23 protein-coding genes are annotated in these 23,984 nt (G+C 72.1%); 13 read left to right on the top strand and 10 right to left on the bottom strand.

Annotated features, from left to right (window positions below; genetic code table 11):
* Positions 1 to 207: 207 nt before the first annotated feature.
* From panB to SY2F82_RS01535, 3 genes are all read left to right on the top strand, one after another.
* Positions 208 to 1,095, top strand: coding sequence for a 3-methyl-2-oxobutanoate hydroxymethyltransferase (panB, locus tag SY2F82_RS01525; protein WP_200417085.1), 888 nt, complete (start codon positions 208 to 210; stop codon positions 1,093 to 1,095).
* 182 nt (positions 1,096 to 1,277) lie between these two features.
* On the top strand, positions 1,278 to 2,303 hold the full coding sequence (locus tag SY2F82_RS01530) for an ATP-binding cassette domain-containing protein (protein WP_200417086.1): 1,026 nt from the start codon (positions 1,278 to 1,280) through the stop codon (positions 2,301 to 2,303).
* On the top strand, positions 2,300 to 3,118 hold the full coding sequence (locus tag SY2F82_RS01535) for an ABC transporter permease (protein WP_200417087.1): 819 nt from the start codon (positions 2,300 to 2,302) through the stop codon (positions 3,116 to 3,118). Before SY2F82_RS01530 ends, SY2F82_RS01535 begins: the two co-directional genes overlap by 4 nt.
* Positions 3,119 to 3,146: 28 nt before the next feature.
* Here the strand turns inward: SY2F82_RS01535 and SY2F82_RS01540 are convergent, their stop codons facing one another.
* Complete coding sequence (locus SY2F82_RS01540; protein WP_200417088.1) at positions 3,147 to 6,428, bottom strand: BTAD domain-containing putative transcriptional regulator; 3,282 nt, start codon at positions 6,426 to 6,428, stop codon at positions 3,147 to 3,149.
* A gap of 145 nt (positions 6,429 to 6,573) precedes the next feature.
* On the opposite strand from SY2F82_RS01540, the gene SY2F82_RS01545 reads away from it, so the two are divergent.
* Positions 6,574 to 7,374 (top strand): site-2 protease family protein, encoded by an 801-nt coding sequence (locus tag SY2F82_RS01545; protein ID WP_200417089.1) that lies wholly within the window; start codon positions 6,574 to 6,576, stop codon positions 7,372 to 7,374.
* Here the strand turns inward: SY2F82_RS01545 and SY2F82_RS01550 are convergent.
* Both SY2F82_RS01550 and npdG read right to left on the bottom strand, forming a co-directional pair.
* Positions 7,364 to 7,558 (bottom strand): hypothetical protein, encoded by a 195-nt coding sequence (locus tag SY2F82_RS01550; protein WP_200417090.1) that lies wholly within the window; start codon positions 7,556 to 7,558, stop codon positions 7,364 to 7,366. The two genes, SY2F82_RS01545 and SY2F82_RS01550, sit on opposite strands and share 11 nt — an antisense overlap.
* Positions 7,559 to 7,642: 84 nt before the next feature.
* Positions 7,643 to 8,347: an NADPH-dependent F420 reductase gene (gene npdG, locus SY2F82_RS01555; protein ID WP_200417091.1), complete on the bottom strand. Its 705-nt coding sequence runs from the start codon at positions 8,345 to 8,347 to the stop codon at positions 7,643 to 7,645.
* A gap of 202 nt (positions 8,348 to 8,549) precedes the next feature.
* Here npdG and SY2F82_RS01560 point away from each other — a divergent pair, with 202 nt between their 5' ends.
* Positions 8,550 to 9,152, top strand: a complete 603-nt coding sequence (locus SY2F82_RS01560; protein ID WP_200417092.1) for a hypothetical protein — start codon at positions 8,550 to 8,552, stop codon at positions 9,150 to 9,152.
* A 191-nt stretch (positions 9,153 to 9,343) separates the two neighbouring features.
* On the opposite strand, the gene SY2F82_RS01565 is transcribed toward SY2F82_RS01560, so the two are convergent.
* Positions 9,344 to 9,574, bottom strand: a complete 231-nt coding sequence (locus SY2F82_RS01565) for a hypothetical protein (protein WP_200417093.1) — start codon at positions 9,572 to 9,574, stop codon at positions 9,344 to 9,346.
* 60 nt (positions 9,575 to 9,634) lie between these two features.
* Between SY2F82_RS01565 and map the strand changes: the two genes are divergently transcribed.
* Positions 9,635 to 10,492: a type I methionyl aminopeptidase gene (gene map / locus SY2F82_RS01570; protein WP_200417094.1), complete on the top strand. Its 858-nt coding sequence runs from the start codon at positions 9,635 to 9,637 to the stop codon at positions 10,490 to 10,492.
* Between the two features lie 115 nt (positions 10,493 to 10,607).
* Positions 10,608 to 11,276: a heme oxygenase (biliverdin-producing) gene (locus tag SY2F82_RS01575; protein WP_200417095.1), complete on the top strand. Its 669-nt coding sequence runs from the start codon at positions 10,608 to 10,610 to the stop codon at positions 11,274 to 11,276.
* Positions 11,277 to 11,286: 10 nt separating this feature from the next.
* Here SY2F82_RS01575 and SY2F82_RS01580 read toward each other — a convergent pair whose 3' ends face one another.
* Positions 11,287 to 11,931, bottom strand: a complete 645-nt coding sequence (locus SY2F82_RS01580) for a PhzF family phenazine biosynthesis protein (protein WP_200417096.1) — start codon at positions 11,929 to 11,931, stop codon at positions 11,287 to 11,289.
* A gap of 145 nt (positions 11,932 to 12,076) precedes the next feature.
* On the opposite strand from SY2F82_RS01580, the gene efeO reads away from it, so the two are divergent.
* The 4 genes from efeO to SY2F82_RS01600 are packed head-to-tail and all read left to right on the top strand — an operon-like array spanning position 12,077 to position 16,323.
* Complete coding sequence (efeO, locus tag SY2F82_RS01585; RefSeq protein ID WP_200417097.1) at positions 12,077 to 13,219, top strand: iron uptake system protein EfeO; 1,143 nt, start codon at positions 12,077 to 12,079, stop codon at positions 13,217 to 13,219.
* Positions 13,220 to 13,235: 16 nt separating this feature from the next.
* Positions 13,236 to 14,486 (top strand): iron uptake transporter deferrochelatase/peroxidase subunit, encoded by a 1,251-nt coding sequence (gene efeB, locus SY2F82_RS01590; RefSeq protein WP_200417098.1) that lies wholly within the window; start codon positions 13,236 to 13,238, stop codon positions 14,484 to 14,486.
* Positions 14,487 to 14,489: 3 nt separating this feature from the next.
* Positions 14,490 to 15,365, top strand: a complete 876-nt coding sequence (efeU, locus tag SY2F82_RS01595) for an iron uptake transporter permease EfeU (protein WP_200417099.1) — start codon at positions 14,490 to 14,492, stop codon at positions 15,363 to 15,365.
* Positions 15,366 to 15,411: 46 nt separating this feature from the next.
* Entirely contained in the window at positions 15,412 to 16,323 is a 912-nt protein-coding gene (locus SY2F82_RS01600) for a hypothetical protein (RefSeq protein ID WP_308437738.1), read from the top strand.
* A 74-nt stretch (positions 16,324 to 16,397) separates the two neighbouring features.
* On the opposite strand, the gene SY2F82_RS01605 is transcribed toward SY2F82_RS01600, so the two are convergent.
* Together SY2F82_RS01605 and SY2F82_RS01610 are read right to left on the bottom strand one after the other, a co-directional pair.
* A complete protein-coding gene (locus SY2F82_RS01605) occupies positions 16,398 to 17,129 on the bottom strand; it encodes a bifunctional DNA primase/polymerase (RefSeq protein WP_200417101.1) in 732 nt (243 codons plus the stop codon).
* Between the two features lie 164 nt (positions 17,130 to 17,293).
* Positions 17,294 to 18,304, bottom strand: coding sequence for a small ribosomal subunit Rsm22 family protein (locus SY2F82_RS01610; protein ID WP_200417102.1), 1,011 nt, complete (start codon positions 18,302 to 18,304; stop codon positions 17,294 to 17,296).
* A gap of 133 nt (positions 18,305 to 18,437) precedes the next feature.
* Here SY2F82_RS01610 and SY2F82_RS01615 point away from each other — a divergent pair, with 133 nt between their 5' ends.
* Positions 18,438 to 18,977, top strand: a complete 540-nt coding sequence (locus SY2F82_RS01615) for a L,D-transpeptidase (RefSeq protein ID WP_268980365.1) — start codon at positions 18,438 to 18,440, stop codon at positions 18,975 to 18,977.
* A gap of 85 nt (positions 18,978 to 19,062) precedes the next feature.
* On the opposite strand, the gene SY2F82_RS01620 is transcribed toward SY2F82_RS01615, so the two are convergent.
* The gene (locus SY2F82_RS01620) at positions 19,063 to 20,316 is read right to left on the bottom strand and encodes a serine hydrolase domain-containing protein (RefSeq protein WP_374707109.1); all 1,254 of its coding nucleotides are present in this window, start codon (positions 20,314 to 20,316) and stop codon (positions 19,063 to 19,065) included.
* Positions 20,229 to 21,599, bottom strand: coding sequence for a multidrug effflux MFS transporter (locus SY2F82_RS01625; protein ID WP_200417104.1), 1,371 nt, complete (start codon positions 21,597 to 21,599; stop codon positions 20,229 to 20,231). Before SY2F82_RS01625 ends, SY2F82_RS01620 begins: the two co-directional genes overlap by 88 nt.
* A gap of 100 nt (positions 21,600 to 21,699) precedes the next feature.
* On the opposite strand from SY2F82_RS01625, the gene SY2F82_RS01630 reads away from it, so the two are divergent.
* On the top strand, positions 21,700 to 22,458 hold the full coding sequence (locus SY2F82_RS01630; protein WP_200417105.1) for an SDR family oxidoreductase: 759 nt from the start codon (positions 21,700 to 21,702) through the stop codon (positions 22,456 to 22,458).
* A 257-nt stretch (positions 22,459 to 22,715) separates the two neighbouring features.
* Here SY2F82_RS01630 and SY2F82_RS01635 read toward each other — a convergent pair whose 3' ends face one another.
* Positions 22,716 to 23,906: a D-alanyl-D-alanine carboxypeptidase family protein gene (locus tag SY2F82_RS01635; protein WP_236041041.1), complete on the bottom strand. Its 1,191-nt coding sequence runs from the start codon at positions 23,904 to 23,906 to the stop codon at positions 22,716 to 22,718.
* Positions 23,907 to 23,984 lie beyond the last annotated feature (78 nt).

The raw sequence follows: 23,984 nt of genomic DNA on the forward strand, positions 1-23,984 counted from the left end.
GTCACGTGTCAAACGGCCCAATCCGGGAGATGCGGGCTCGGCCCCGAGGTCGAGCGGCCACCTGTCCCCCGGCCCGGGCCGAGCTCGGCCCCCGGCCCGGGCCGAGCCCCGCTCCCTGCCCTAGCCGCGCGTGGCACGAGGTGCCACCATGGGGGTGGTCCGGGGACGCCGTCAGGGCGCCTCGAGATGACAGAAGGAGCCGTTGCGATGACGCAGCTTCCGGCTGCCCAGGGGCAGCACGCTCAGGGCACGCTCAGGTCCTCCGACAGCAGCAAGGCGCTGTACGGGGGGAAGAGCACCCGCCGCATCACCGTCCGCGACCTCACCGCCGCCAAGGAGCGCGGCGAGAAGTGGCCCATGCTCACCGCCTACGACGCGATGACCGCGTCCGTGTTCGACGAGGCCGGCATCCCGGTCATGCTCGTCGGCGACTCGGCGGGCAACTGCCACCTCGGGTACGAGACGACCGTGCCCGTCACCCTCGACGAGATGACCATGCTCTCCGCGGCGGTCGTACGGGGCACCAGGCGCGCCCTGATCGTCGGCGACCTGCCCTTCGGCTCGTACCAGGAGGGTCCGGTGCAAGCGCTGCGCTCGGCCACCCGGCTGGTGAAGGAGGCCGGGGTCGGCGCGGTGAAGCTGGAGGGCGGCGAGCGCTCGCACCGCCAGATCGAGCTGCTGGTGGAGTCCGGCATCCCGGTCATGGCGCACATCGGCCTCACCCCGCAGTCCGTGAACGCCATGGGGTACCGCGTGCAGGGCCGCGGCGAGGAGGCGGCCGCGCAGCTGCTGCGGGACGCCAAGGCGGTGCAGGACGCGGGTGCGTTCGCGGTGGTCCTGGAGCTGGTGCCGGCGGAGCTGGCGGCCGAGGTGACGCGGGTGCTGCACATTCCGACGGTCGGCATCGGCGCCGGTCCGGACACGGACGCGCAGGTGCTCGTGTGGACGGACATGCTCGGACTGACCGGGGGCCGGGTGCCGAAGTTCGTGAAGAAGTACGCGGATCTGCGCCAGGTGATGGGCGACGCGGCGAAGGCGTTCGCCGAGGACGTGGTGGGCGGGACGTTCCCGCTCGAGGAGCACTCGGTCCACTGACGTCCGCCGGCCGTCCACACGGCGAAGCCCCATAAGGCCACCGCCCCGCGCCCCTTCAGGTGGCGCGCAGCAGCCCGCCGATCTTCCCCCGTCGGCGGGCTGTTCGCCGTCTGTCGGCACCCTGTCGGCGGCTGTAGGTGCGCTGTCGGTCGTTTGTCGGTGGGGGCTGACACCTTCGTGGCATGACGCGAATCGACAACACCCCGAAAGACGCCGCACCGGACGCGGCCGTCACCGTGCGGGGGCTGGTCAAGCACTACGGTGAGACCAAGGCGCTGGACGGCGTCGACCTCGATGTGCGCGAGGGCACCGTCCTCGGCGTGCTGGGGCCGAACGGTGCCGGCAAGACCACCCTCGTGCGCTGCCTGTCCACCCTCATCACCCCGGACGCCGGCCACGCCGTGGTCGCCGGCTACGACGTCGTACGGCAGCCGCGGCAGACGCGCCGCGTGATAGGCCTCACCGGCCAGTACGCCTCCGTGGACGAGAAGCTGTCCGGTTTCGAGAACCTCTACATGATCGGCCGGCTCCTCGACCTGTCCCGCAAGGAGGCCCGCGCCCGGGCCGACGGGCTGCTGGAGCGGTTCTCGCTCACCGAGGCCGCGAAGCGCCCGGCGTCCACGTACTCCGGCGGTATGCGCCGGCGCCTGGACCTCGCCGCCTCGATGATCGGGCACCCGGCGGTGCTCTACCTGGACGAGCCGACCACCGGCCTCGACCCCCGCACCCGGAACGAGGTGTGGACCGAGGTCAAGCGGATGGTCGCCGAGGGCGCGACCGTGCTGCTCACCACCCAGTACATGGAGGAGGCCGAGCAGCTCGCCTCCGAGCTGACCGTCATCGACCGCGGCAAGGTCATCGCGGGCGGCGGCATCGACGAACTGAAGGCCAAGGTCGGCGGCCGTACGCTGCGCGTCCGTCCGGCCGACCCGGCGGAGCTGCGCCCGACGGCCGCGGCACTCGACGAGTTCGGCCTCACCGGTCCCGGCGGCGCGACCTTGGACACCGAGACCGGCACCGTCCTCGTGCCGATCCTCAGCGACGAGCAGCTGACCGCCGTGGTCGGCGCGCTCACCGCCCGCGGCATCACGCTGGCCGGCATCTCCACCGAACTGCCCAGCCTGGACGAGGTGTTCCTGTCCCTCACCGGCCACAAGGCCGGAACCCCGCAGAACGCGTCCCCCGCCCGTGAGGAGGTCGCCGCATGAGCGCCACCACCCTGACCGCACCTGCCGCCCCGGTCTCCGAAGGCCGTATCGGACTGCGCGCCAACCTGCGCCACATCGGCGCGCTGGTCCGCCGGAACCTGCTGTGGATCCGGCAGGACCCGGAGTCGATGTTCGACGCGATCCTGTTCCCCGTCATCTTCTGCCTGCTGTTCGTGTTCGTCTTCGGCGGCGCGATCGCGGGCACCCACAACCGGCACGCGTACGTCAACTACGTGGTCCCCGGCCTGATGGCGATGATGGGCATGAACATCGCGCAGGGCGTGGGCACCGGGTTCAACGAGGACTTCCACAAGGGCGTGATGGACCGCTTCCGGTCCCTGCCGATCAGTCGCGCCTCCGTCCTGGTCGCGAAGATCACGGTGGAGCTCGGGCGGATGCTGTTCGCCACTGCGGTTCTGCTCACGGTGGGCTTCATGCTCGGACTGTCGGTGTCGAACGTCCCGGGCCTGTTCGCGGCGATCGGCCTGTCGGTGCTCTTCGGGTTCGGGATCATGTGGATCTTCCTGACCCTGGGCGTGGTGCTGAAGAGCGCCCAGGCCGTCCAAGGGATGGGGTTTCTCGTGCTGATGCCGCTGCAGTTCGGTTCGTCGATCTTCGCCCCGACCAGCACCATGCCGGGCTGGCTGCAGGCGTTCACCGACTACAACCCGCTGTCGACGCTCGCGGACGCCGCCCGGGGTCTGATGAACGGGGGTCCGGTCGCCCACAGCGTGCTGATGACCCTCGCCTGGTCGGCCGTCCTCACGCTGGTCATGGCGCCGATCGCCATCCGCAAGTTCAACAACAAGAGCTGACGCCGGGCACGGGCACAGCCGGTCCGCGTCACACGAGGGCGGCGGCCTCCTCCAGAGTGAGGCCGCCGCCCTCCGCGTACGCGGACTCGTAGGCAGTGTCGCCCAGCGCGGCCCGGGCACCCGCCTCCGCCCTGGCGCGTGCCTCGAGCTCCGCGGGTGCCCGGACGTGGCCGGGCGGCAGCAGCCCGTCTGCGGCGGCCACGCACCGGGCCGCGTCCGCGGCGCGACGCCCGCCGTCCACGCCGGCGAGCGCGATCGCCGCGGTCACCAGATGCACGGAGGCCATGTGCGGAGCGATCACCAGGCTCACCCGGTCCGCCGCGCGTGCGAGTGCCGTGCGCACCTTGACGAGCGCCTCCTCGTACCGCTCCTCGACGGCGTCCAGCCAGGCGTCCAGGCCGGTCATCATCCCGTCGAAGACCGCGAAGGACGCGGCGCCGAACTCCTCGCGGACCACCTGGAGTTGCTCGCGCGCCTCGGCGACGCGGTCCGTCCGGCCGAGCCACATCACCAGGAAGATCCGGGCGAACGGCATCGCGTCCATCGCGCCGTGGCGTTCCTCGATCACCTGGCGCAGCAGCCGCTCACCCCGCTCGGCCTCCCCCGCGTCCAGCAGGGCGCTGCCGAGGCGGGCGCCGAGCACGGCCATCTGGGAGAGGGCACCGAGCTGTTCGGCCTGACGCTGCGCGGCTTCGTAGTCGGCGGCGGCGAGCAGGTAGTCACCGCGGCGTTCGTTCGCCTCACCGCGGGCTGACAGGGCCTCGGCCGCGCCCCAGGCGTCGCCGAGGCGGCGGAAGATCTCCAGCGCCTCGTCCGCGTCCCGGGTCGCGTCGCCCGCCCAGTCGCCGCGGTTGGCGAAGATGTTGGCGCGCAACTGCAGGGTCTGGGCCAGCTCCCAGGTGTAGCCGAGCTCGCGGCAGGTGCGGACCGACTCGTCGAGGACCGTGCGCACACGCTCCATGTCCGTGGTGAGCAGAACGGCGAAGAACCACAGGAACCCGGGCACCCGGCAGGTCTGCGGCTGCCCGGGGCGGTAGGTCCGGCTGATGACGCTCAGCTTCTCCTTGGCCTCGGGCGTCTCCCACGCCTGGATGTCCACGTCCATGCAGGAGAGGTGGACGAGATGCGCGTCGCGGCGGGCCTCGTCGAGGACCTCGGGGCGCATCGGCGGCGGGGTGTCGGTGGGCCGGTCGAGCAGGTCCGGCACCGCACGCGCGGGCGAGGTGAACGGGTCGGGGCCGAGCGCCATGACCGCGGTCGACCAGGCGCGGGCCTCCGTGCGCAGGTCCCGCATCTGCCAGTACCAGCACAGCGAGAGCAGCAGGCACAGCGCCTCCTGCTCGTCGCGGGCGGCGACTGCGTGGCGCAGGGCGGTACGCAGGTTCTCGTACTCGAGCTGGAGGCGCTCGACCGCCGACCGTTGCTGCGAGGAGCGCAGCAACGGGTCGGTGGTGCGGGCCAGTTCACGGTAGTAGGTGAGGTGCGCGCGTTCGGTGTCGGACCGCTCGCCCGACTCGTCGAGCCGCTCCCCCGCGTACTCGGCGACCGTCTCGAGAAGCCGGTAGCGCATCTCGCCGTCGCCCGAAGGGGCGGCCACGACGAGGGACTTGTCGACGAGCGAGCCGAGTGCCTCCAGGGCGGCGGGTCCGCACACGGCCTCGGCGGCGGTCAGGTCGCATCCGCCGGAGAAGACGGACAGCCGGCGCAGCACCGCGCGTTCGTCCTCGTCGAGGAGGTCCCAGGACCAGTCGACGACGGCCCGCAGCGTCTGCTGGCGGGGCAGCACGGTGCGGCTGCCGGAAGTCAGCAGCCGGAAGCGGTCGTCGAGCCGGTCGGCGATCTGGCGCGGGGTGAGCATGCGGAGGCGGGCGGCCGCCAGTTCGATGGCGAGGGGCAGCCCGTCGAGGCGGCGGCAGATCTCGGCGGCGGCCTCGGGGTCGTCCTCGACGCGGAAGCCGGGCCGGGCGGCGGCGCCGCGGTCGGCGAGCAGTTCCAGGGCGTACGGCTGCGGCAGCGGCTCGACGGGGCGCAGTACCTCTCCGGGGACGCCGAGGGGTTCCCGGCTGGTGGCGAGGACCGTCAGGCCGGGGCAGCGTTCGAGCAGGTGCGCGACGAGGTGGGCGGCGGCGTCCACGACGTGCTCGCAGTTGTCGAGGATGAGCAGCATGCGGCGCCGGGCGCAGTGCTCGGCGAGCCGGACGAGGGGGTCGTCGTGCCGGTCGGCGACGGCGCGCATCTCCTCGGCGCCGGCGCCGCGCAGCACGGTCTCGCGCGCGCCGACGGCGGTGAGCACGGCCTCGGGCACGGCCTCGGGGTCGTCGACGGGCGCGAGTTCGGCCAGCCACACGCCGTCCCGCAGTTCGTGCGCCACGGTCTCGGCGGCCTCCTGGGACAGCCGCGTCTTTCCGGCGCCACCGGGCCCGAGCAGGGTGACGAGCCGGGAGTGGGCGAGATCACCGCGAAGGGCGTCGATGTCGGCGTCGCGCCCGACGAAGGAGGTGAGCCGGGCGCGGAGGTTTCCGGGAGGCGGGGGTGCGGCGGGGGTGCCGCCGTGGGACGGGCGCGTGGTGGGCGCGGCGCCGGGGACACGCAGCAACTCCTCGTGGAGCGCGCGCAGTTCGGGTCCGGGGTCGGAGCCCAGCCGGTCAGCCAGCAACTGCCGTACGTCCTCGTAGGCGGCCAGGGCCTGAGCCGGGCGGCCCGCGTCCCGCAGGGCGCGCAGGCGCAGCGCCTGGAGGGGCTCGTCCAGGGGGTGGAGGTCGCACAGGGCGGTCAGCTCGGGCAGGTGCTGCTCGCCGTGGCCGAGGGCGAGCCCCGCGGTGAGGCGGGCGCGGAGCGCGTCGAGGCGGCGGGTCTCCCAGCGGGCGGCCTCGGCGGTGCGGTCGGGCAGGTCGGCGAGGGCGGGGCCGCGCCACAGGGCGAGGGCGTCGTCCAGCACGACCGCCGCCTTCGCGGGGTCGCCGTCGGCCAGTGCGCGCAGGCCCTCCCCGGCCAGCCGCTCGAACCGGTGCAGGTCGACGTCGTCCGGCGCGGCGGCCAGCCGGTAGCCGCCGTCCACGGACTCCACGGCCTCCGCACCGAGCGCCCGGCGCAGCCGCCCGACCAGCGCCTGCAGGGCGCCGGGGGCATCGGCGGGCGGGTCGCCGTCCCACACCTCGTCGACGAGCAGGGTGGCCGGCACGACCCGGCCGGCCCGCAGCGCGAGCACGGTCAGCAGGGCACGCAGCCGCGCCCCGCCGAGGGGCAGCGGCGTGCCGTCGGGGCGAAGTGCCTGGGTGGTACCGAGAAGGCGATAGCGCACGGGGTTCATTCTCTCCGCCACCGTCACCGCGGGTCACGGGGTTTCCGCGCGGCGCGGCGCGGGCACCGGAACTCGGCCCCCGTGGCGAGACGTTTTCCCGCTGCGCCCGGTACGGTCGGGCCGTCGCCGTATGTGTACGAGTTCAGGGAGACCCATGACCACCGCCGCCGCCCGGCGCAGTGACCGCAGGATCAGTCCCGTGTTCGTCGGGATTCTGGCCGTGACGGCGGTCACCGGCTGGGCCACCTGGAGCGGGTTCGCCGAGCAGCCTGGCGTCGCCGTGTTCCTGTTCGTGACGGCCGCCTGGGTGGTCTCCCTGTGCCTGCACGAGTACGCGCACGCCCGCACCGCCCTGCACAGCGGCGACATCTCGGTCGGCGCGAAGGGCTACCTCACGCTGAACCCGCTGAAGTACACGCACGCCCTGCTGAGCATCGTGCTGCCGGTGGTCTTCGTGATCATGGGCGGGATCGGTCTGCCGGGCGGCGCGGTGTTCATCGAGCGGGGCCGTATCCGGGGCCGCTGGCGGCACAGCCTGATCTCGGCGGCGGGCCCGCTGACGAACGTGGTGTTCGCGGCGCTCCTGACGGCCCCGTTCTGGCTGGGCGCGCTGGACGGGGTGCCGCGGGACTTCCGGTTCGCCCTGGCCTTCCTCGCCCTGCTGGAGGTCTCGGCGACGATCCTGAACTTCCTGCCGGTGCCCGGCCTGGACGGCTACGGCATCCTGGAGCCCTGGCTGCCGTACGGCGTCCGGCGCCAGGTGGAGCCGTTCGCGCCGTTCGGCCTGCTGTTCGTGTTCGCGCTGCTGTGGGTGCCGTCCGTCAACAACGCGTTCTTCGACGCGATCGACACCATCCTGAACGGCCTGGGCATCGGCGACTTCGACCGGTACTGCGGTCAGGAGCTGTACCGCTTCTGGCAGGGCACCAACGAGGGCTGCTCGGTCAGCCCGTGACGGACCTCGCCCCGTCCGACCGGCCCGCGCGGCCGCGCTTGAAGTAGTACCAGGTCATGTTGGACGACACGCCCGCGAGCAGGATCCACACGATGCCGAGCCAGCTGCCCTGGACGAAGGAGACGACGGCCGCGGCCACGGAGAGGACGCAGACGGCGAGGGCGTAGAGGGCTAGGCGGGGCATGGGTTCGGCTCTCCTGTCGGGGGACACTGCTCGGAATGCTCGCAATGCTCGGAACTGCTTCGCCGACCAGTGTCCCCCATCGGGTCACACGTCCGTGATCCGGAGACCGGCGTGTGCCTTGTACCGCCGGTTGACGGAGATCAGGTTCGCCACCAGCGACTCCACCTGGTGGGCGTTGCGCAGCCGGCCGGCGAAGATGCCGCGCATGCCGGGGATGCGTCCGGCCAGCGCCTGCACGATCTCGACATCGGCCCGCTCCTCACCGAGCACCATGACGTCCGTGTCGATCTGCTCGACCTCCGGGTCCTCCAGGAGGACGGCGGACAGGTGGTGGAAGGCGGCGGTGACCCGCGACTCGGGCAGCAGAGCGGCGGCCTGCTCGGCGGCGCTGCCCTCCTCCGGCTTCAGCGCGTAGGCGCCCTTCTTGTCGAAGCCGAGCGGGTTGACACAGTCGACGACGAGCTTGCCGGCCAGCTCCTCGCGCAGTGACTCGAGCAGCGGGCCGTGGCCCTCCCACGGCACGGCGACGATCACGATGTCGCTGCGCCGCGCGGTCTCGGCGTTGTCGGCGCCCTCGATGCCGTGGCCGATCTCCTGGGCGGCGTTCTGCGCGCGCTCCGCGGCACGGGAGCCGATGATCACCTTCTGGCCGGCCCGGGCGAGCCGGTAGGCGAGGCCCTTGCCCTGCGGCCCGGTGCCGCCGAGCACGCCGACGACGTGTCCGGAGACGTCGGGGAGGTCCCAGGGGTCCTTGGCGGGGGCCTTGGGTGCACTGTCGGTAGAGGTCATGGGCCGACTCTACGTGCGCCCCGGCCGGCCGCGCCGCTCAGGTGAGGGCCGTCCCGGGATCCGACGGACGGTGCCCTCCGGAGGGCCGGTGGCGGTGGGCGGTGGTGCGTCTGCGGCCGGTGGTCCTGACCCGTCCCCGGGTCGGGGGAATTCAGGGGGAACTCCCGCTTCCCAGGGGCCGTTTGCGGCAGGATACGTGCGTATGGACGCCGTACGGGTCGCCTTGCTGCGGGAAGTGCTCGCCGGGACCGAGTGGCCGGTCGCCACGCGGCGGTTCGCGGGGACGCTGCGCGGGTCCGTGGTGTCGCACGGGGGCGGGCTGCTGCTCGTGGGCACTCAGGACTACGAGCCGTGGCACCTGGCGGCGCACCTGGCCGACGAGGCGGCCTGGTCCGGGACGCCGGAGCTGTCCCCGACGCTGGTGCGGCACGCGGCGCGGGCCTCGGACCCGGCGCACCTGGCGGTGGGGCCGGGACGGCTGTCGGCGGCGCGGCGCGGGGAGACACTGCTGGTGGTGTCGCCCGCCGCGCCGGGGGCGGCGCTGCTGGAGCGGGTCCACGACGCGCGGCGGGCCGGGGCGACGGTGCTGGCGCTGGACGCCGGGGACCGGGACCTGACGGCTCTGGCACACGAGTCGCTGACGGTGCCCGAGGAGACGGATCTGGACCTGGACACGGTGCAGCACCTGGTGAGCGCGGCGGCCGGGGAGAACCGGCTGCCGGCTCCACGGGGCCGCCGCCGCTTCCGGGACCGTCTGTCCCGGCTGGCGGACCAGCTGACGGAGCCGCCGCCGGCGCGGTGGTAGCCGGCGGGAGACCCGGTTGCCCCGGGCGCCGGGCGGTGGGCACCCGCCCGCCCGGAAGGCGGACGGGTGGGGGGCCTCCTGTCTCCGCCGGGCAGCGGCGGAGGCGGTGCGTGAGCCCCGGCTCAGTCCTCCATCCGCTCTGCGCGAGCCCCTGGCTCAGTCCCGATGCCGCTCCGCGCAAGCCACACGGCTCAGTCCCCCTCCCGTTCCGCCGGAGGCGCGTCGTGCCAGCGCGGGTCCGTCTCCCACTCGACGTTCCGCTCCCGTGCCGTCTCCATCGCGTGTTCCGCCTCCTGGCGGGACGCGTACGGACCGAAACGGTCCTTCGCGGGGCAGTCCGGGCCCTCCTCGACCTTCTGGTGGACCAGGCAGTAGTACCACTCGCCCGGCTTGCCGACCGTACGCTTCCTGAACAGCGCCATCGCAGGAGCTCCTTTCGCCACGGCCATGGTCCCGCACGGCCGCTGGATAGACTCGCTGGCATGTCTGGCCAGTCGCTGCTCGTACCAGGAGAGCTCTCTCCCACCCGTTCCGTGCCCGGAAACATCCGCCGCCCCGAGTACGTCGGCAAACCGGCGCCGACCCCGTACACCGGGCCGGAGGTGCAGACCCCCGAGACCGTCGAGGCGATGCGCGTCGCCGGGCGGATCGCGGCGCGGGCGATGGCCGAGGCGGCGAAGATCATCGCCCCGGGCGTCACCACGGACGAGCTGGACCGCGTCGCGCACGAGTACATGTGCGACCACGGCGCCTACCCCTCCACCCTGGGCTACCGCGGGTTCCCCAAGTCGCTGTGCACCTCGATCAACGAGGTCATCTGCCACGGCATCCCGGACTCCACGGTCCTGCGCGACGGCGACATCATCAACCTCGACGTGACGGCGTACATCGGCGGCGTCCACGGCGACACCAACGCCACCTACCTGGTCGGCGACGTCGACGAGGACTCCCGGCTGCTCGTCGAGCGCACCCGCGAGTCCCTCAACCGTGCCGTCAAGGCCGTCAGGCCCGGCCGTCAGATCAACGTGATCGGCCGTGTCATCGAGTCGTACGCGAAGCGGTTCGGGTACGGGGTCGTGCGGGACTTCACCGGTCACGGGATCAACTCGTCGTTCCACTCCGGGCTGATCATCCCGCACTACGACAGCCCGCACGCGACCACGGTGATGCAGCCCGGCATGACCTTCACCATCGAGCCCATGCTCACCCTCGGCACGCACGAGTACGACATGTGGGACGACGGGTGGACGGTGGTCACGAAGGACCGCAAGCGGACCGCGCAGTTCGAGCACACGCTGGTCGTCACGGAGACGGGCGCGGAGATCCTCACGCTGCCGTAGCCACGCCGCACCCCCGGAGCCCGCTCTGTCCACAGAGCGGGCTCTTTCGCGTGGGCCGGGAGCGGATCGCGGGTAGGATTTTGCCGACAGGATGTCGGCAAACCGCGGAGGCCTCATGAACACCCCGGAGACGACCGGCACGGCCTTCTCGGCGCTCATCCGCGCCGCGTCACAGGACGGGCACCGGGAGGCGAACACCTCCGGGTTCATCACCGGACTGCTCGGCGGCAGGCTCGGCGTGGACGCGTACACGCGGTACACGGAGCAGCTGTGGTTCGTGTACGAGGCCCTGGAGTCCGCCGCCGCCCGGCTGGCGGGCGACCCGGTGGCCGGGCCGTTCGTGCGGCCGGAGCTGTTCCGGCTGACCGCGCTGGAGCGGGACCTGGCGCATCTGCGCGGACCCGAGTGGCGGGCGCACCTGGCGGCGCTGCCCGCGACGCGGACGTATGCGAACCGGGTGCGGGAGTGCGCCGAGCAGTGGCCCGGCGGATACGTCGCCCATCACTACACCCGCTACATGGGCGACCTCGCCGGCGGCCAGATCATCCGCGACATGGCCGAGAGGACATGGGGCTTCACCCGGAAGGGCGACGGGGTCCGGTTCTATGTGTTCGACGCGATCCCCAACCCGGCGGCGTTCAAGAGGACGTACCGGACCCTCCTGGACGGCATCCGGGTCGACGACCTGGAGAAGCAGCGGGTCATCGCCGAGTGCCGGCGGGCGTACACACTCAACACGGCCGTCTTCCGGGCGCTGGGCGAGGAGTTCCCACGCAGCGCCTAGGGTCAGCGTGTCAGCGTTCGAGAAACACCCTCCCCCCGACCTCCACCCACCCCTCCGGCTGCGGCGCCGTGAGGATCTGTGAGCCTGCTCCCTGGCGGATGTTGAGCGCGCGGCCGAGTCGGGCCGTGAGCAGGAGCGCTGCCGCCCCCGTCGCCTCGTCCTCCTCGATACCGTCGTCGCGCCCCGGGAAGGCCCGGGCGCGGATCCGGCCCGCCGACTCGTCCTCCCACGCCCAGGCGTAGATCCACTCCCCCGGCGGCGGGACGGCCAGGCCGTCCACCTCGGCGGCCGTCGCGTACTGCCGCAGCGTGCGCGGCGGCGCCCACTCCGGGCGGGCCTCGATCCAGCTGAACTCGCCGTCCTGGCGCGCCCCCGCCACACCGGCCGGAGTGACGAGTTCCGGCAGATCGAGCAGCCAGGCCGTGCCCACGCAGGGGTGCCCGGCGAACGGCAGCCGCAGCGTGGGCGTGTAGATGTCGATGATCCCGCGCTCGGGGTCGTCGACGAACACGGTCTCGCTGAACCCGAGTTTGGCGGCGAACGCCTGCCGCTCGTCCCTCCCGGGCATCAGCGAACCGTCCCGGACGACGCCGAGTTCGTTGCCGTAGCCGCCGCTGGGTCCGCAGAAGACGCGCAGCACGTCGTAGTCAGTCACCGGCGCATTCAAACATCACCCGGGGACGCAGGGCGGAGCCCCGAAGACCCCAGTGAGACCTGAATCACGGTCCGGGTGGGTATGGGGAAGGTAATGCTCAGTTAAATTAGGCAAGCCTCACCGAACCGTTCTTCCTGGAGCCTGCATGCGAGCCGTTCGACTCCCCGTCGTCACCGCCGCCGCCACCGCGGCGGCTCTGACCGCTCTCACCGGATGCACGGAGAAGAGCACCGCTGAGGGATCCGACCGCGCGATCCGGGTGACCGCCACCGACTCGAAGTGCGAGGTGTCCAAGAAGGAGTTCCCGGCCGGGCACGTCGAGGTGGCGGTCGAGAACAAGGGCGCCAAGGTGACCGAGGTGTACCTGCTGTTCCCGGACGACCGGATCGTCGCCGAGCGCGAGAACATCGGCCCCGGCACCAAGCAGACGGTCACCGCCGAGGTGAAGGCCGGCGACTACCAGATCGCCTGCAAGCCGGGCATGACGGGCAAGGGCATACGCCAGACCGTCACGGCCACCGGCGGCGGCAGCGTCGCCAAGCGTGACCCGCGCCTGGACCAGGCCGTGGCCGCCTACCGCGAGTACGCGCAAGCGCAGGCCGACGAGACGATGCCCAAGGTCAAGGTGTTCACCGACGCCGTGAAGGCCGGGGACTTGGAGGCGGCGAAGAAGGCGTACGCCCCCTCCCGTCTCGGCTGGGAGCGCACCGAGCCCGTCGCCGAGTCCTTCGGCGACATCGACCCGAAGGTCGACGTCCGCGAGGACGGCCTCGAGGGCGGCCAGAAGTGGACCGGCTGGCACCGTCTGGAGAAGGCCCTCTGGCAGGACAAGAAGATCGGCGCCGAGGAGAAGGCCCTCGCCGACCAGCTGGTGACCGACCTGAAGGAGTGGCAGGAGAAGGTCGGCACGGCCGAGATCACCCCGACCTCCATGGCCAACGGCGCCAAGGAACTCCTCGACGAGGTCGCCACCGGAAAGGTCACCGGTGAGGAGGAGCGCTACTCCCACACCGACCTGGTCGACTTCAAGGGCAACGTGGAGGGCGCGCAGAAGGCGTACGAGCTGCTCAAGCCGGTCGCGTCGAAGAACGACCCGGCGCTGGCCAAGGAGCTGGACAAGCAGTTCGCGGCGCTGAACGCCCTGCTGGACAAGTACCGCTCGGACAAGGCCTCGTACGAGTTCGTCTCCTACGACAAGGTCACCGAGGACCAGCAGAAGGAGCTCTCGGACGCGGTGAACGCCCTCGCCGAGCCGCTCTCCAAGCTCGCCGCCGCGGTCGTGAAGTAAGCAGGGGGGTAGGGCGATGACCGACATCCAGGGGAGCAGTCCGTCGCGCCGGGCGCTGATCGGCTGGACAGGCGCCGGGCTCGCGCTCGGTGCCGCCGTGGCCGGTGGCGCGGTGGCGGCTGCCAACGCGGGCAACGACGTGGATCCGGCCGCGGCGGAGGCCGGTGGCGCGGTGGAGTTCCACGGCGCCCACCAGGCGGGCGTCGCCACGCCCGTGCAGGACCGGCTGCACTTCGCCGCGTTCGACGTGAAGACCGACGACCGCGCCGAGTTCGTGCAGATGCTGAAGGACTGGACGGCCGCGGCCCGGCGGATGACGGCCGGGCAGGCCATCGGTGAGGGCGCGTACGGCGGGCTTGCCGAGGCGCCGCCGGACGACACCGGGGAGGCGCTGGGTCTCAAGCCCTCGCGGCTGACCCTGACGATCGGCTTCGGACCGTCGCTCTTCGACAAGTTCGGGCTGAGGGACAAGCGGCCCGAGGCGCTGGTCGACCTGCCGAAGTTCCCCGGCGACAACCTGGACAGGTCCCGCACGGGCGGCGATCTGTGCATCCAGGCCTGCGCGGACGACCCGCAGGTCGCCGTGCACGCGATCCGCAACCTGGCCCGCATCGGCTTCGGCAAGGTCGCCATCCGCTGGTCCCAGCTCGGCTTCGGCAAGACCTCCTCGACGACCCCGGACGCGCAGACGCCGCGCAACCTCTTCGGGTTCAAGGACGGCACCCGCAACATCGCGGGGACGGAAGAGGACCGGCTGAAGAAGTTCGTGTGGGTGGGCGACGGGGACGGGCCGGAATGGATGACCGGAGGCTCGTACCTGGTCGCCCGGCGGATTCGCATGAACGTCGAGACCTGGGACCGGACCTCGCTGCAGGAGCAGGAGGACGTCTTCGGCCGGGACAAGCGCGAGGGCGCGCCGGTCGGCAAGGCGAAGGAGCACGACGAGCCGTTCCTGAAGGCGATGAAGCCCGACGCGCACGTCCGGCTCGCACACCCCGATTCCAACGACGGCATCACCATCCTGCGCCGGGGCTACTCCTTCACCGACGGCACCGACGGCCTCGGCCGCCTGGACGCGGGCCTGTTCTTCCTGGCCTACCAGCGCGACGTGCGCAAGGGGTTCATCCCGCTCCAGCGCAGGCTGGCGGCGCACGACGCGCTCAACGAGTACATCCAGCACGTGGGTTCGGCCGTCTTCGCCATCCCGCCCGGCGTCCGGGACTCCGGCGACTGGTGGGGCCGCACCCTGCTGTCCGAGGAGGCGTAGCCCGTGTTCTCCAACTACCTGATCGGCCTGCGCGAGGGGCTGGAGGCCAGCCTCGTCGTCTGCATCCTGATCGCCTACCTGGTCAAGACCGGCCGTCGCGACGCCCTGAAGCCGATCTGGACCGGCATCGGCATCGCGGTCGCCATCGCGCTCGGCTTCGGCTGCGTCCTCGAGTTCGGCTCCCAGGAGCTGACGTTCCAGGCGCAGGAGGCGCTGGGCGGCTCCCTGTCGATCCTCGCCGTCGGTCTGGTGACGTGGATGGTCTTCTGGATGCGGCGCACCGCCCGGCATCTGAGGTCCGAACTGCACGGCAGGCTGGACGCGGCCCTGGCGATGGGCACGGGCGCGCTGGTCGCCACCGCGTTCCTCGCCGTGGGCCGCGAGGGGCTGGAGACCGCCCTGTTCGTGTGGGCGTCGGTGCACGCGGCGAGCGACGGCACCCCGCGCCCGCTCGTCGGCGTCGCCCTGGGCCTCGCCACGGCCGTCTTCCTGGGCTGGCTGTTCTACCGCGGCGCCCTGAAGATCAACCTGGCGAAGTTCTTCACCTGGACCGGCGGCATGCTGGTCGTCGTCGCCGCGGGCGTGCTCGCCTACGGCTTCCACGACCTGCAGGAGGCCGGCTGGGTCCCGGGCCTGACGAGCCTCGCCTTCGACATCAGCGACACCGTTCCGCCGGACAGCTGGTACGGCACGCTGCTGAAGGGCGTGTTCAACTTCCAGCCCGATCCGACGGTCCTTCAGGTCACGGTGTGGCTGCTGTACTTGATCCCGACGCTCACGCTTTTCCTGTCCCCGGTAGGGTTCGCCTCCGGAAAGGGGAAGGTGAAGGTCACTGATGAGCAGGGAGCGCGGGGATCGCAGCCCTCGAACGCTGCGTAGTCCAGGCCGGTTCGCCCTGGCAACGGCGGCGGTGACGGTTCTGTCCGTGACGGCGAGCGGCTGCGTCGTGGTGCACGGCGAGCGGGAGGTCGTACCGACGGCGACACGCGCCGAGGCGGCCCGCGCGCTGACGGACTTCCTCACCGCCTACAACAAGGCGGACAAGACTTACGACCGGTCCCAGGACGCGAGCCGGGTCACCGGTGCGCTCGGCGCCATCGACGGCGGCAAACTGGAGGCCGGCCACAAGACCGATCCGGGCGGCAACCCCGGCCATGTGCCGCTGAAGCTGACCGACGCCAAGTTCACGATCCCGAGGAAGGCCGGCTGGCCGCGCTGGTTCGTCGCCGACACCCGCGCCAACAAGGGCAGCGCGGACGCCCATTGGCTGCTCGTCTTCACCCGCTCCGATGCGAGCAAGGTGTGGGCGGTGTCGTACCTGACGATTCTCGCGCCCGGGGACGTACCGGCGTTCAAGACGGACAAGGACGGCTGGGCCGAACCCGTCACCGCGGACGACCCGGCGCTCGCCGTCCAGCCCCAAAAGCTCAGCACCGCGTACGCGACCTATCTGCGAAGCGGCGGGGACATGTTCGCGCCCGGCCCGCACACCTCGCAGTGGCGCGCCACCCGGCTGAAGAACGCGAGCCAGCCCGGGCTGGCCCGGCAGTACATCGACGAGCCGCTGACGAACGGCGACTACGCCCCGGTGGGGCTGCGCACCACGGACGGCGGGGCGCTGGTGTTCTTCGCCACCCACCACTACGAGAGGCAGACGGCCGCGCAGGGCGTGAACATCAACATCAGCGACCCGAACATCAAGGCCCTGCTGACCGGGGAGGTCAAGCAGTCCCTGACCCTGGAGTACGTGTCGAACCAGGCGGTGCTGGATCCGAGGAAGGGCCCGGTGAAGTTCGTGAGCCGGGTGGAGGGGCTCACGGGGGCCGAGGGGGAGTAAGCCGAGCGGGAGTAACGGGGCAACGGGAGCGGGAGCAAGGGGAGCGACGCGGTGACGGGGGTCTCCGCCGGGGCTCAGCCCCGGTGGGGCCAGCCCGCCAACTCGCTCTCCTCGCCCGCGTACCGCGCGCACGCGTCGGTGAGCACCTCGAGCAGGCTCAGCGGATCCGGCAGCGCGTGCTCGGGCCCCCGTACCCACTCCACGGTCAGCTCACCCGGCAACTGCGCCGGAGGCACCAGCACATACGACCCCCGGCAGTGCCACCGCAGTCCCGGGTGCTCGTCCATCGTCTCGGGGTGGCAGTCCAGTTCGCACGGCCACCATTCGTCCTCGTCCTCGGGCGTGCCGCGGGTCAGCGTGAAGAACAGCATGCGGCCGTCCCCGGTCGTGGCGACCGGACCCACCTCGACACCGGACGTGAGCAGCCGGTCCAGGGCCTTCTCGCCGGCCTCCCGCGGGACGTCGAGCACGTCGTGCACCATCCCGGTGGCGGTGATGAAGTTGGCCTGCGGCTGGTGCCGGGCCCATCGCTCGATCTGCGCGCGGTCCGTGGTGGACTGCGTCTGCCAGGCGAAGGAGACCGGGTGCCGGGCAGGCGTGGGACAGCCGACGCGGTCACAGGAACAGCGGTAGCCGACGGGGTGGGCGGCGGGCGCGAGCGGCAGCCCCGCGGCGGCGGCAGCCAGCAGCATCGCCTCACGGCCGCCGTCGCCGGCGTCCTCCTTGAGACGGGCGGGACGTCGTCCGCGCAGCCACTGGGAGATCCTGCCCTGCACGCTCGTGCGGCGGCCGAAGTCTGCGCTCATCTATCCCCTCGCCTCGCTGCTGTGTCTTGACAGCATGCCCTATGGTCCCACCATCCTGCGCGCCGGGTGACCGGAGCTGCCTGCCGGGACAGGCAGGGCGACGGGTAGGGCGACGGGTAGGGCGATGCCAACTGCGGTGCACCACCAGCAGACATCGCGGCAATTCATCCGGTCTGTCCGTGCGCATCGTCGCGGGGCGCGGGCCAGGCGTCGCCCCAATCCGCGTCGCGGGCGGCCCTGTAGAGAGGACCGTGGCGCTTGGTGACCGTGTCGCGGTGCAGGGACTCGTCCGGGCCGCACAGGTCGAGGAGCACCTGGCCCTTGCGGATCTGGGGGCGCCGGACCACTCGGGAGGCGGCGGGGCGCACCGGGAAACGGGCCGCGGCGACATAGCTGAACTTCTCGTCCTCGTACGCCAGCGAGCCGCCCTTGACCTGGCGGTGCAGTGAGGAACGGCTGACGCGGGCCGAGAAGTGGCACCAGTCCTCGCCGGGAACGATGGGGCAGGCGGCGCTGTGCGGGCAGGGGGCGGCGACGTGGAAGCCGGCGCGGATCAGGCGGTCGCGCGCCTCGATCACGCGGGCGTAGCCGTCGGGGGTGCCGGGCTCGACGATCACGACGGCCTGGGCGGCGGTGGCCGCGGCGTCGACGACGGCGGCGCGGTCGGCTTCGGTCAGCTCGCCGAGGACGTACGAGACCGTGACGAGATCAGTGCTCTCTATGTTGAGCGCCGATCCGATACGAGAGCGGCGCCACTCGGCGGTCTTGAGCGCCGGATGTGCGGCGGCGATCTCCCGGCCGAGCGCCAGCGCGGGCTCGGCCCAGTCGAGGACGGTCACCGGGCGCTCGCCGCCCCAGGTGGCGCTCACGGCCCAGGTCGCGGCGCCGGTACCGCCGCCGACGTCCACGTGGCTCGTGGGCACCCAGCCGGGGACGGCGTCCGCGAAGGCGCCGAGCGCCGCGGACACCGCCTCGAAGGTCGCGGGCATGCGGTAGGCGGCGTAGGCGACGACGTCGGAGCGGTCCCGCAGCACGGGCGCGTCGGTCGGGGTCCGCCCCCGGTAGTTCGCGATCAGCCGGTCCACGGCCTGCGCGGCCTGCCGGGACGGAAGCCCGTCGAGCAGCCGGGACAGGGCGGCACGGAGGGCGTCGGCTGAGGAGTCGGGGGCGTTCACGTGCCGATTCTAGGGCGGTGAGCGGTGCTCGCCTTTCAGAGCGGAGCGCCCGAACCGATGGGGCGATGTCGGCTCGATGGGAGGGATGGGCCGGAATATCCTGACCTGTACAGGAAAGCGATGGTGATCAGAGATGGCCCACCAACGCGAAGTCCCCCGTTCGCGCCTTCATGACGCCGCCCGGCTCGCACTGGCCGGCGTTCTGGCGGCTGTCCTGTCGCTGGGCGCAGGTCCTGCCCAGGCATCCGCGGGCCATGTTTCGACGCTCGACGCGGCGACCCATCGGATGACCGTCACGGATCACGGCCGGACGGTGATGACCTTCAGCGTGAGCTTCGGCAAGCCCGGCTTCCGTACGCCGTCCGGAACCTTCCACGTGCTGGGCAAGGACGCGGTCGTCAGGATGACCTCGTGCAGCGCGAACATCACGTGTGATCCGCACAATCCCAACTACTACGCCCTCATGGTCCGCTGGGCGGTGCGCCTGACCAGCGGCGGTGTGTTCGTCCATGCGGCACCCTGGAACCATGCCATCGGCCGGGCCGACATCTCCCACGGCTGCATCCACCTGAGCACGGCGGACGCCCACCGCTTCTACGACTTCAGCCGGATCGGCGACACAGTGATCGTCAAGAACACCGGCGGCCACGCCGGCAGCGCGAGCGGCCCGTAGATCAGCACAGGGCTGCCGCAGGAGACGGAGCCGGCCGACACCAGCGCTCACACACGAGAGCGGGTCCCTCTCCGGAGAGCACCGCTCACTTGACAGAGCGCCCATCGCTGCCCGGATCACCGCTCACTCCCCGTACCGCCCGAGCCAGCCGGTCGCCCGCCCGTGCCCGTGGCCCGTTGTCCGGCCCCCGGCGTCGCGGATGCACGGTGTTCGCCAGCAGCATCAGGAACGTGTCCGTCGCCGGGTCCAGCACCAGTGAGGTGCCCGTGAAGCCGGTGTGGCCCGCCGCCCCCTGGCCCGCCAGCTCGCCCATGAACCACGGCTGGTCCACCGCGAAGCCCAGCCCCGGCGGGGTCAGCATCAGCTCGACGAAGTCGGGACCCAGGATGCGAGCCGTCCCGTACGAGCCTCCGGCCAGCAGTGTGCGGCAGAAGACCGCCAGGTCCCGCCCCGTCGAGAAGAGGCCCGCGTGCCCGGCCACCCCGCCGAGCGCCCACGCGTTCTCGTCGTGGACGCGGCCCCGCACCATCCCCCGGTCCGCCTTGGCCCACGGCCGCCGCTGGTCCTCCGTCGCCGCCGCGTGAGGGCACGGTCCGAAGCCCGTCGCGGCCATCCCCAGCGGCCGGGTGATCCCGTCGCGGAAGAGCACGTCGAGGCTGCGGCCGGTGACGCGCTCCAGGACGTACTGCAGAAGCAGCGGGTTCAGGTCCGAGTAGCAGTACGCCGTGCCGGGCTCGCCCACCGGCTCCTCCGCCCGCAGCAGCGCCAGCCGCTCCTCCTGCGACGCGCAGTCGTACAGCGGGAGTTCGGGCCGCAGCCCGGAGGTGTGGGTGAGCAGCTGCCGTACGGTGATCCCCGCGTGCGCCACCGCCCGGAACTCCGGAAGGTACGCCCCCACGCGCGCATCGATGCCGAGCGTGCCCCGCTCCAGCTGCTGCACCGTGGCGACCGCCGTGAACAGCTTGGTCAGCGAGGCCAGGTCGAAGGGCGTGTCCACGGTCATCGGCACCCGCTCGTGCGGCGGCAGCTCGACACCCCGGTCGGCCTGCTCGTCGTAGGCGGCGTAGCGGACCGCCCAGCCCACCGCCTCCTCCACGGCGACCACCGGTCCGCGTCCGGCGACCACCACCGCGCCGGCCGCCCAGGGGCGCTCCCCTTCGACGGCGGCGTGGACCTCGCGTACGAGAAGACGCAGTTGCTCCGCGTCGAGCCCGGCCCTCTCCGGGGTGTCGACACGCAGTCTCGGTGCGCTCAGTGCTCCTCCCCCAAGTTCTCGGCTGCGCTCGAGGCGGGGGCACCCCCGCCCTCCGCGCCCGCGCGTGCGGTCCAGGGACGGCACAGTGCCACGAAGCAGGCGACCGCCACCAGTGCGGCCGCCAGTTGGACGACGGCCATCGGGACGGCGGTGTCCTCGCCTGCGACCCCGACGAGCGGCGAGGCGACCGCGCCGATGAGGAACGAGGTGGTGCCGAGCAGCGCGGACGCGGAACCGGCGTGGCGGCGGGTGCGCATCAGAGCCAGTGCCTGGGTGTTGGGCAGGGTGATGCCCATCGCGGACATCAGCACGAACAGGGCGGCGGCGACCGGAGCGAGGCCGACCTCGCCGAGGGTGCCCGTCGCCATCAGCAGCAGCGCGGTGGCGGCGAGGGTGACGACCGTGAGGCCGACCGCCAGGACCTTGTCGAGGCTGACCCTGCCGACCAGGATCTTGCCGTTGACCTGCCCGGCGACGACCAGGCCGACCGAGTTGAGGCCGAACAGCAGGCTGAAGGTCTGGGGGGAGGCGCCGTAGATCTCCTGGATGACGAACGGGGACGCGGAGACGTACGCGAACAGCGCGGCGAAGGCGAAACCGCCCGCGATGGTGTAGCCGGTGAAGACGCGGTCGGCGAGCAGGGTCCCCATGGAGCGCAGGGCGGCACCCACTCCCCCGCCCCCGTGCCGTCCGGCCGGCTCGAGCGTCTCGGGCAGCCGGACCCACACGAGCGCGGTGAGCGCGATGCCGACGAGCGTGAGGACCACGAACACGCCCCGCCAGTCCGTGACGCGCAGGATCTGGCCGCCGATCAGCGGCGCGACGATCGGCGCCACCCCGGAGATCAACATGAGCGTGGAGAAGAACCGGGCCATGGCGACGCCGTCGTACAGGTCCCGGACGACTGCCCGGGCGATCACGATCCCGGCCGCGCCCGCGAGCCCCTGCACCAGGCGGAAGGCGACCAGCGCCTCCACCGAGGGGGCGAGGGCGCACAGCGCGGTGGCGAGGACGTAGACGACGAGGCCCGTGAGCAGCGGGCGGCGGCGCCCCCACTTGTCACTCATCGGGCCGATCAGCAGCTGACCGAGCGCCATGCCGGCGAGGCAGCCGGTGAGGGTGAGCTGCACGGTCGCGGCGGGCGCGTGCAGCGACCTGGTGACCTCCGGCAGGGACGGGAGGTACATGTCCATGGCGAGCGGGGGCGTGGCGGTGAGGGCGCCGAGGAGGAAGGTGACCAGCAGGCCGGTGCGGCGCTGGACGGCGCCCCGGGGGTGCGACGGGGTGCCGGGCGGTGCCGTCTCCGGCTCGGTTATGTGGCTTTCCGGCTGCTTCCTGTCGTGCGTGGTACGTCCACGCTCGAGCATGTGATCCTCCTCGTCGTACGGTCCGCCCCTGATGTTCTCAGCTCCCACCGGTTGGACGGGATGGCGTACCGAGGGTCGGACACGCCTACGCTGCGGGCCCATGACGAACAGGGAGACGAGGATCGCCGTGGTGACCGGCGCCGGTTCGGGGATCGGGCGCGCGGTCGCCGTGGAGTTGCTGGGCGCGGGCTGGGCGGTGGCGCTCGCGGGGCGGCGTGTGGAGACGCTCGAGGAGACGGCCGCGCTCGTGCCCGGGGGCGACACGCTCGCCGTACGGACCGACGTGTCACGGCCGGAGGAGGTCGAGGCCCTGTTCGCTGCCGTGCGTGACCGGTTCGGGCGGCTCGACCTGCTGTTCAACAACGCGGGCACGTTCGGCCCCGGTGGCGTCCCGGTCGAGGAGCTGCCGTACGACGCCTGGCGGCATGTGGTGGACACCAATCTCAACGGCGCGTTCCTGTGCGCGCAGGCGGCGTACCGGCAGATGAAGGAGCAGGATCCTCAGGGCGGCCGGATCATCAACAACGGCTCCGTCTCCGCGCACACGCCCCGCCCGCACTCGGTGGCCTACACGGCGACCAAGCACGCCCTGACCGGACTGACCAAGGCGCTGTCCCTGGACGGGCGTCCGCACCGGATCGCGGTGGGCCAGATCGACATCGGCAACGCGGCGACCGACATGACCGCGCGTATGCGGCGCGGAGTCCTCCAGGCGAACGGGGAGGTGGCGGTGGAGCCCGTGATGGACGTGGCGGATGTGGCGCGCACCGTGCGGCACATGGCCGAGCTGCCGTTGGAGGCGAACGTGCAGTTCGCGACGGTGCTGGCGACGACGATGCCGTACGTGGGCCGCGGCTGACGGATCCGGCGCCCGGGACAGCGTTTTGTCGACAACTCAACTTCCACAAACGGAATAGAAGACTCCGCACCATCTGGGCCCGAGACGGGCTTACGCTGAGCGCATCTACACCAGAGCTTCACACTTGGAGCACTGGGATTCCGTAGGCCACACCAAGGGGGGTGGCAGCCGTTCCGTGGTCCGGCAGGGGGTGGACCTCGCGGGGGACCGCGGGGTACGCGCCGGACCTCGGAACGGCTGCCCAAACTTCGCCCGGATCAACCCCGGTGGCGGCCGTCCTCCGCGGCTCTGCGCCGTCCGCGCCCGCGCCCACGCAGCGCGTAGACCCCGCCGGCCAGCAGCGACGCCGCTGCCCCGGCCCCGCCGATCAGCCCCCACGACGGACCACCGTGCCCCGCGGCGCCCGCCCCATGAGCCGACGCCTGCTTCCCCGGCGCGGGCGCCCCCTTTGCCCCGCCCTCACTGAGGGCCTCCGCCAGGGTGCCCACGGGCTGGACCTTCCCGGCGTGCGCGAAGCCCCAGTCGAGCAGGGAGGCGGTCTCCTGGTAGACGCCGTTGCCGCCGGGCTCGGGGTGCATGACGGTCACGATGAGGGTGCGCCCGTCGCGCGTGGCGGCGCCGGTGAAGGTGTTGCCGGCGTTGCTGGTGTACCCGTTCTTGACGCCGATGAGGCCCTTGTAGGCGCCAAGCCCCCAGGCACCGGTCAGCAGGCGGTCGGTGTTCTGGATCTGGAAGGTCTTCTTCCCACCCGCCGGGAAGTTCGCGATGCGGGTCGAGCAGTAGCCGCGGAAGTCGCCGTTCCTGAGGCCGTGGCGGGCGAACAGCGTCAGGTCGTACGCGGAGGAGAGCTGCCCGGGGTGGTCGAAGCCGTCGGGGCTCATCACGTGGGTGTCGAGGGCCTGCATGTCCTCGGCCCGGGTCTGCATCTCGGCGACGGTCTTCGCGATTCCGCCGTTCATATGGCTGAGGACGTGGACCGCGTCGTTGCCGGAGCGCAGGAAGACACCGAGCCACAACTGTTCGACGGTGTACGTGATTCCGGGCTTGATCCCGACGAGGCTGGACCCGGCGGGGATGTCCGCGAGGTCGGCGTCGGTCACCGTGTAGGTCTGGTTCCGCTCGAACTTCCCCAGCACGGTGTCCGCGAACAGCATCTTCAGCGTGGAGGCGGGGGCGAGCCGCCGATGCGCATCGCACGAGGCGAGCACCTCACCGCTGTCGTGGTCGGCGACGAGCCAGGCGCGGGCGGTGAGCTTCTTCGGCAGCGGGGCGTCCCCCTGCACCTGGACTCCGGCCAGGCCCAGCCGTTCGCCACCGATGACCGGGGACCCCGAGGCGAACGCGGACGCGGGCGCGGCCAGGGCCAGCGGCGTGGCGGCAGCGAGCCCGAGCACGGCGCGCCGCGACAGCCGCGCGTCACACGGGGAAAGCGAAGAGGAAAAACGCACCCCGGGACCGTACAAAGCCCATCCCCTGCGACACGCTCCGGGGCGTTAAAGGCACGGCAAAGTCCGGGTCGTGTCCGG

Origin of the sequence: Streptomyces sp. Y2F8-2, assembly GCF_014905555.1 — a bacterium.
Lineage (GTDB): Bacteria > Actinomycetota > Actinomycetes > Streptomycetales > Streptomycetaceae > Streptomyces > Streptomyces cynarae.